The 6,991-nt window shown below is 70.5% G+C and carries 5 protein-coding genes; 1 reads left to right on the top strand and 4 read right to left on the bottom strand.

Features of this window, described 5'->3' with window-relative positions; genetic code table 11:
- The coding region (uvrC, locus tag JHD21_RS06710; RefSeq protein ID WP_292672688.1) for an excinuclease ABC subunit UvrC at window positions 1–1,262 on the bottom strand (1,262 nt) is incomplete at its 3' end.
- Window positions 1,263–1,317: 55 nt separating this feature from the next.
- Window positions 1,318–1,788 carry a Rieske (2Fe-2S) protein gene (locus tag JHD21_RS06705; RefSeq protein WP_292672686.1) on the bottom strand — a complete coding sequence of 157 codons (471 nt, stop codon included), beginning with the start codon at window positions 1,786–1,788 and terminating at the stop codon, window positions 1,318–1,320.
- Between the two features lie 140 nt (window positions 1,789–1,928).
- On the opposite strand from JHD21_RS06705, the gene JHD21_RS06700 reads away from it, so the two are divergent.
- Window positions 1,929–3,290 (top strand): hypothetical protein, encoded by a 1,362-nt coding sequence (locus JHD21_RS06700; protein WP_292672684.1) that lies wholly within the window; start codon window positions 1,929–1,931, stop codon window positions 3,288–3,290.
- On the opposite strand, the gene JHD21_RS06695 is transcribed toward JHD21_RS06700, so the two are convergent.
- Together JHD21_RS06695 and uvrA are read right to left on the bottom strand one after the other, a co-directional pair.
- Complete coding sequence (locus tag JHD21_RS06695; RefSeq protein ID WP_292672682.1) at window positions 3,191–3,865, bottom strand: hypothetical protein; 675 nt, start codon at window positions 3,863–3,865, stop codon at window positions 3,191–3,193. The two genes, JHD21_RS06700 and JHD21_RS06695, sit on opposite strands and share 100 nt — an antisense overlap.
- A gap of 47 nt (window positions 3,866–3,912) precedes the next feature.
- Entirely contained in the window at window positions 3,913–6,945 is a 3,033-nt protein-coding gene (gene uvrA, locus JHD21_RS06690; protein ID WP_292672680.1) for an excinuclease ABC subunit UvrA, read from the bottom strand.
- Window positions 6,946–6,991 lie beyond the last annotated feature (46 nt).

Here is a 6,991-nt window from a genome sequence, read left to right as displayed (position 1 = left end):
ACCATCGAGGCGACGACCTCGGTGCCCTGGAGGTTGGACACGTCGTAGCACTCGATCCGCAGCGGAGCCTCGTCCAGCGCGAGCGCCGCGCGGATCTCCTCGAGCGCCTGGTTTCGCGTGGTCAGGTCGCTGGCCCGCTTCGTCTTGTGCAGGGCCAGCGACTGGCCGGCGTTGCGCGCGACCGTCTCCTGGAGCGCCTTCTTGTCGCCGCGCTGCGGCACCCGGATCCGCACCTTGCTGCCGCGCAGGTCGCCGAGCAGCTGCTCGAACGTCGCCGCGTCGGGCGGCAGCTCGGGCACCAGGATCTCCCGTGGGATCGAGTCGGCGTCCGCACCGGCGTACAGCTGGAGGAGGAAGTCCTCGACGAGCTCGGCCGTCCCGCCCTCCTCCACCCGGTCGGCCACCCAGCCGCGCTGGCCGCGCACCCGGCCGCCCCTCACGTAGAAGATCTGCACGGCCACCTCGAGCGGGTCCTCGGCGAGGGCGACCACGTCGGCGTCGGCGCCGTCCCCCAGCACGACCTGCTGCCTCTCGAGCGCCCGGTTGATGGCGCCGAGGTCGTCGCGCAGCCGGGCCGCGCGCTCGTAGTCCTCCGCGTCGGAGGCGGCGTACATCTCCTTCTCGATGCGCCGGATGAACGGCCGGGTCTGTCCGGCCATGAAGTCGCAGAAGTCGTCGACGATCTCGCGGTGCTCGTCGGCGGTGACGTTGCCGACGCAGGGCGCCACGCACTTGCCGATGTAGCCGAGCAGGCAGGGCCGCCCGATCTGGCCGGAGCGCTTGAAGACGCCGTTGCTGCAGGAGCGCATCGGGAAGACCCGGAGCAGGATGTCGACGGTCTCGCGGATCGCCCACGCGTGGCTGTAGGGGCCGAAGTAGCGGGTGCCCTTGCGCTTGGCGCCGCGCCCGACCATCACCCGGGGGAACTCCTCGCCCACGGTCACGGCGAGCCAGGGGTAGGACTTGTCGTCGCGGTACTTGACGTTGAACCGCGGGTCGAACTCCTTGATCCACGAGTACTCCAGCTGGAGCGCCTCGACCTCGGTGTTGACCACCGTCCACTCGACGCTGGCGCCGCTGGTGACCATCGCGGCGGTGCGCTGGTGCAGGTTGCGGACGTCCTGGAAGTAGGACGACAGCCGGGCCCGGAGGTTCTTGGCCTTGCCGACGTAGATCACCCGGCCCTTGGCGTCCCGGAACCGGTAGACGCCGGGCTGGGTCGGGATCGACCCCGGCTCGGGGCGATAGTCGGCAGGCACCACTCCTGAACCCTACGGTCGAGGGCGGACAGCGTGGGCCAGCGCGGGTCAGCGTGGGTCAGGCCAGCACGATGGAGTCGCCCTCGACGGTGATGCCGACCTCCTCCAGCGGGGAGGTCGCGGGCCCGCTCTCGGGCGAGCCGTCCGAGATCGAGAACTTGCTGCCGTGGCAGTCGCAGTTGATCGTCCCGTCGGAGACCGACTGCACCGGGCAGCCCTGGTGGGTGCAGGTGGTGTTGAACGCCTTGAACTCCCCCTCGCTCGGCTGGGTCACCACGACCTGCTCGTCGGCGAAGATCGTGCCGCCGCCCACCTCGATGTCCGAGGTGGAGGCGAGGGCGTCCGATCCACCGCCGCCACCGCTCGAGCTCTCGGCCTGGCTGGGCGTGCTCCCGCCTCCCGAGCTGGAGCCCGAGCCGGTGCCCGGGTCCGAGGCGGTGTCCGAGTCGTCGCCGCAGGCGGCGAGGAGCGGGAGGCTGAGGCCGGCGGTGGCCAGTCCGGTGACGGTGCGGCGGGAGACCTGGGTCATGGTTGAAACCTAATCCAGGGGCCACCGAGGGTCGATGAGACCCGGGTGTGAGTTCGATGAGAAAGCACTCACGCGGGGTCGCGCTCCCTATCCTCGAGTCAGATCCCCGGAGGGGACGTCCAACGATGGGGAATGCACGGATGGGGAAGCACAGCTCGGGGCGGCCGCGAACATCGGCCCTCTCGTTCCTCGTCCGCAGCGCCGCGGCGCTGGTCAGCACCTCACTGCTGACCTCGGGGCTGGGGTTCCTCTACTGGGCCGCGGCCGCTCGGCTCTACGACGCCTCGATCGTCGGCGAGTCCGCCACCGCGATCGCGGCGATGAGCCTGCTGGCGCCGGTCGCCATGCTGGGCCTGGGCACCCTGCTGATCGCCGAGCTCCCGCAGCGCACCGAGCGGCGCGGCGAGCTCGTCGTGGCCGCCACGGGCCTCAGCGCCGCCGCGGGTGCGGCTCTCGCGCTGGCGGCCGCACTGGTCCTCCCCGAGTCCGTCCTGGGCCTCCCCGGGATCGGCTCGGAGTGGGGGTCCACGACGCTCTTCGTCGTCGGTGTCGCCACCCAGGTGGTCGGCCTGGTCTTCGACCAGGCACTGCTCAGCACCAAGGGCGGCGGGCTGCAGCTGGGGCGCAACACCGTCTTCGCGGTGGTCAAGCTCGCCGCGGTCATCGCGCTCGCGTTCGCCCTCAGCTCCACCACCTCGTTGAGCGTCTTCGCCAGCTGGGTGATCGGCAACGTGGCGTCGTTCGTGACCACGGTCGGCTGGGTGGCGCGCACCCAGCGGGTGCGCTGGTCGCGGCTCGTCCCGCGGCCCGGGGTGCTGGCCGGGCGCGGCCGCACCGCGGCGGCACACCACGCCCTCAACCTCGCGCTGAGCACGCCGTACTTCGCGATGCCGATCGTGGCCAACGTGACGATGACCTCGCAGCAGGCCGGCTACCTCTACGCGACCTGGTCCGTGGCGGCGTTCGTGTTCGTGCTCCCGATCGCCCTGTCGACGGCCCTGTTCGCGTCAGGCTCCAAGTTCACCGACGAGGTGATCCCGCAGTTCCGGCTGAGCCTCCGCTACTCCGTGCTGGCCTGCCTGGCGGCCACGGTCGTCGCCGTCCTGGGCGGCAAGTACGTGCTCTACGTGTTCGGCAAGGACTACGCCGACGCCGGTCACACCGCGCTCATCCTGCTCGCCGTCTCCGGCCTCGGCCTGGTCGTCAAGGACCACCACGTCGCGCTCAGCCGGCTGCGCGGCCGGGTGGGCCGCGAGGCACGGCTGGTGTGGACCCTGACGCTGCTGGAGCTCGTGGGGGCCACCATCGGCGGGCTCACAGGTGACATCGAGGGCCTGGCGACCGGCTGGCTGCTCGTGGTCGGGCTCGAGATGCTCGTCTACGGACCGATGGTCCTGTCGGCCTACCGCGGCAGGCTCGACTCCGGGCCGGCCGGCGAGTCCGGGCGGTCCGCCAGCGCCAGCGACGCGGACCTGGCGGGGTCGCCGTCCATGCCGTCGTAGTAGACGAGGTCGAAGCTGCCCTGCTTGCTGATCAACCGGGCCGGCACCCCACCCACCACCGAGCGGTCCTCCACGTCCCGGTTGACCACGGCGTTGGCACCGACGGTGACGTCGTCGCCGACGGTGATCGCGCCGAACAGCTTGGCGCCGGGGGCGATGTAGGCGCGGTCGCCGATCGTCGGGGCGCCCTTGCGGCGGCCGGTCGGGGTGAACCCGAGGGTGACCTCCTGCGTCAGGGTCGCGTTGGACCCGATCCGCGCCTCCCCGTGCACGATGATCTGCCCGAAGTGCCCGATGTAGAGACCCGGGCCGATGACCGCCTGGGGACTGATCCCGACCCCCGCCCACACCTCGACGAGCCTCTGGAAGAAGATCAGCGGCACCCGGGACGCCAGCCGGACAGGCGACCGGCCGGCCCAGGCCCAATGCGCGACCCGGTAGTGGATGGAGGCGACGCCACCGGGCGAGATCCACAGGTTGACGAACGTCGGGAGACCCGACAGACGGCGGTAGCGGCGCAGGTCCGCCCGCAGGTCCGACATCGCCTGGGAGAAGGGATAGGGATCCGCGGACATGCCGAGAATCCTAGGACGTCGACCTGTGCCCTCGCTGTGCGCGCGGCTCACGCGCTCCTGCGGGCGCTGGCCTTCTTGGCGGGAGCCTTCTTGGCGGGAGCCTTCTTGGCGGGAGCCTTCTTGGCGGGAGCCTTCTTCGCGGGAGCCTTCGTGGCGGGAGCCTTCGTGGCCGCGGCCTTCTTGGCCGGCGTACGCCGCGCGGCCTTGGGCTGTGCCGCCTCGCGCCCGGCAAGGATGGGCTTGAGGAACTGGCCCGTGTAGCTGGCCGCGTTGGCGGCCACCGCCTCGGGAGTGCCCTCGGCGACGACGGTGCCGCCGCGGGACCCGCCCTCGGGGCCCATGTCGACGATCCAGTCCGCGGTCTTGATGACGTCGAGGTTGTGCTCGATCACCAGCACGGTGTTGCCCTGGTCGACCAGCCGGCCGAGGACGAGCAGCAGCTTGCGGATGTCCTCGAAGTGGAGGCCGGTCGTGGGCTCGTCGAGCACGTAGACGGTGCCGCCGGTCGAGCGCTTCTGGAGCTCCGAGGACAGCTTGACCCGCTGCGCCTCCCCGCCGGAGAGCGTGGTGGCCGGCTGTCCGAGCCGGACGTAGCCGAGGCCGACCTCGACCAGCGTCTTCATGTGCCGGGCGATCGGCGGGACGGCGGCGAAGAAGTCCACCGCCTCCTCGATCGGCATGTCCAGGACCTCGGCGATGGTCTTGCCCTTGTAGTGCACCTCGAGCGTCTCGCGGTTGTAGCGGGCGCCGTGGCACACCTCGCACGGGACGTAGACGTCCGGGAGGAAGTTCATCTCGATCTTGATCGTGCCGTCCCCGGCGCACGCCTCGCAGCGGCCGCCCTTGACGTTGAAGGAGAACCGGCCCTGGAGGTAGCCGCGCATCTTGGCCTCGGGGGTCGAGGCGAAGAGCTTGCGGATGTGGTCGAAGACGCCGGTGTAGGTCGCCGGGTTGGAGCGCGGGGTGCGCCCGATCGGCGACTGGTCGACGTGGATCACCTTGTCGACGTTGTCGACCCCGGTGATGGTCCGGTGCCGGCCGGGGACGGTGCGGGAGCGGTAGATCTGCTTGGCCAGGGACGTGTAGAGGATGTCGTTGACCAGCGTCGACTTGCCGGAGCCGGACACTCCCGTGACGGCGACGAAGAGCCCGAGCGGGAAGGCGACGTCGACGTTCTGGAGGTTGTGCTCGCGGGCGCCGAGCACGGCCAGCTCGCGGCCGGGGGTGCGCGGGCGGCGTACGGCGGGCACCGGGATCTCGCGACGGCCGGAGAGGTACTGCCCGGTGAGCGAGTCGGGGTGGTCGTAGAGGCCCTGGACCGTGCCGCTGTGGACCACCTGGCCGCCGTGCTCACCGGCACCGGGACCGATGTCGACGACCCAGTCGGCGGTCTTGATGGTGTCCTCGTCGTGCTCGACGACGATCAGGGTGTTGCCGAGGTCCTTGAGCCGGACCAGCGTCTCGATGAGCCGCTGATTGTCCCGCTGGTGCAGGCCGATCGACGGCTCGTCGAGGACGTAGAGGACCCCCACCAGGCCGGCCCCGATCTGGGTGGCCAGCCGGATCCGCTGGGCCTCTCCACCGGAGAGCGAGCCTGACGGACGGTCGAGCGAGAGGTAGTCGAGACCGACGTCGAGGAGGAAGTTGAGGCGCTCCTGGATCTCCTTCAGCACCCGCTCGCCGATCTGCCGCTCGCGGGCGCTGAGGTCGACGTTGCGCAGGAAGTCGGCGGTCTCGTTGATCGGCATTGAGCAGACGTCGGCGATGTTGAGGCCACCGGCGTCCTTGGGGCCCAGGGTCACGGCCATCGAGACCGGCTTGAGCCGGCTGCCCTTGCACACCGGGCACGGCACCTCGCGCATGAAGCCCTCGAACCGCTCCCGGCTGGTGTCCGACTCCGCCTCGCGGTGCCGGCGCTCGATGTAGGTGCGGACGCCCTCGAACTCGGCGTAGTAGGCGCGCTTGCGGCCGTAGCGGTTGGTGGTGACGACGTGGACCTTGGTGGAGTGACCGTCCAGGAGCGACTTCTGGGCCTTGGCGGGCAGGTCCTCCCACGGGGTGTTGAGGTCGAAGCCGAGCTCGTCGCCGAGGGCGCCCATCAGCCGCAGGAAGTAGTCGGCGACGTGCGCCATGCTCCACGGCTGGATGGCGCCCTCCCCCAGCGTCGCCCCCGGGTCGGGGACGACCAGCTCGGGGTCGACCTCCATCCGGGTGCCGAGCCCGTGGCACGTGGGGCAGGCGCCGAACGGACTGTTGAAGGAGAACGACCGGGGCTCGAGCTCGTCGGTGTCGATCGCGTGGTCGTTGGGGCACGACATCTTCTCGCTGAACCGGAGCTCGCGGTGCGGGTCCTTGGCGTCCAGGTCGACGAAGTCGAAGGTGATCAGCCCACCCGCGAGGCCGAGCGCGGTCTCGACGGAGTCGGTGAGCCGGCGCTTGGACGACTCCTTGACCGCGAGCCGGTCGACGACGACCTCGATGGTGTGCTTCTTCTGCTTGTCGAGCTTGGGCGGGTCGTCGAGGCCGTAGGTCTCGCCGTCCACCCTCGCGCGGGAGAACCCCTGGGTCTGGAGCTGCTTGAACAGCTCGACGTACTCGCCCTTGCGGCCGCGGATCACCGGGGCGAGCACCTGGAACCGGGCGCCCTCCTCCAGGGTCAGCACCCGGTCGACGATCTGCTGCGGGGTCTGCCGCTCGATCGGTGCGCCGCAGACCGGGCAGTGCGGGCGGCCCGCGCGGGCGTAGAGGAGGCGGAGGTAGTCGTAGACCTCGGTGATCGTGCCGACCGTCGAGCGCGGGTTCTTGGACGTCGACTTCTGGTCGATGCTGACCGCCGGCGAGAGGCCCTCGATGAAGTCGACGTCGGGCTTGTCCATCTGGCCCAGGAACTGGCGGGCGTAGGCCGACAGCGACTCGACGTAGCGCCGCTGGCCCTCCGCGAAGATCGTGTCGAAGGCGAGCGACGACTTGCCGGAGCCGGACAGGCCCGTGAACACGATCAGCGAGTCCCGCGGCAGGTCGAGCGAGACGTCCTTGAGGTTGTGCTCCCGGGCACCCCGAATGATCAGCTGATCCGCCACGTCGACAACTCTGTCACGCGCCGCCGACAGTCCTGAATCCGTGTGC

The organism is Nocardioides sp. (assembly GCF_016462705.1).
GTDB lineage: Bacteria > Actinomycetota > Actinomycetes > Propionibacteriales > Nocardioidaceae > Nocardioides.
This window is presented reverse-complemented; position numbering and strand designations above follow the sequence as displayed.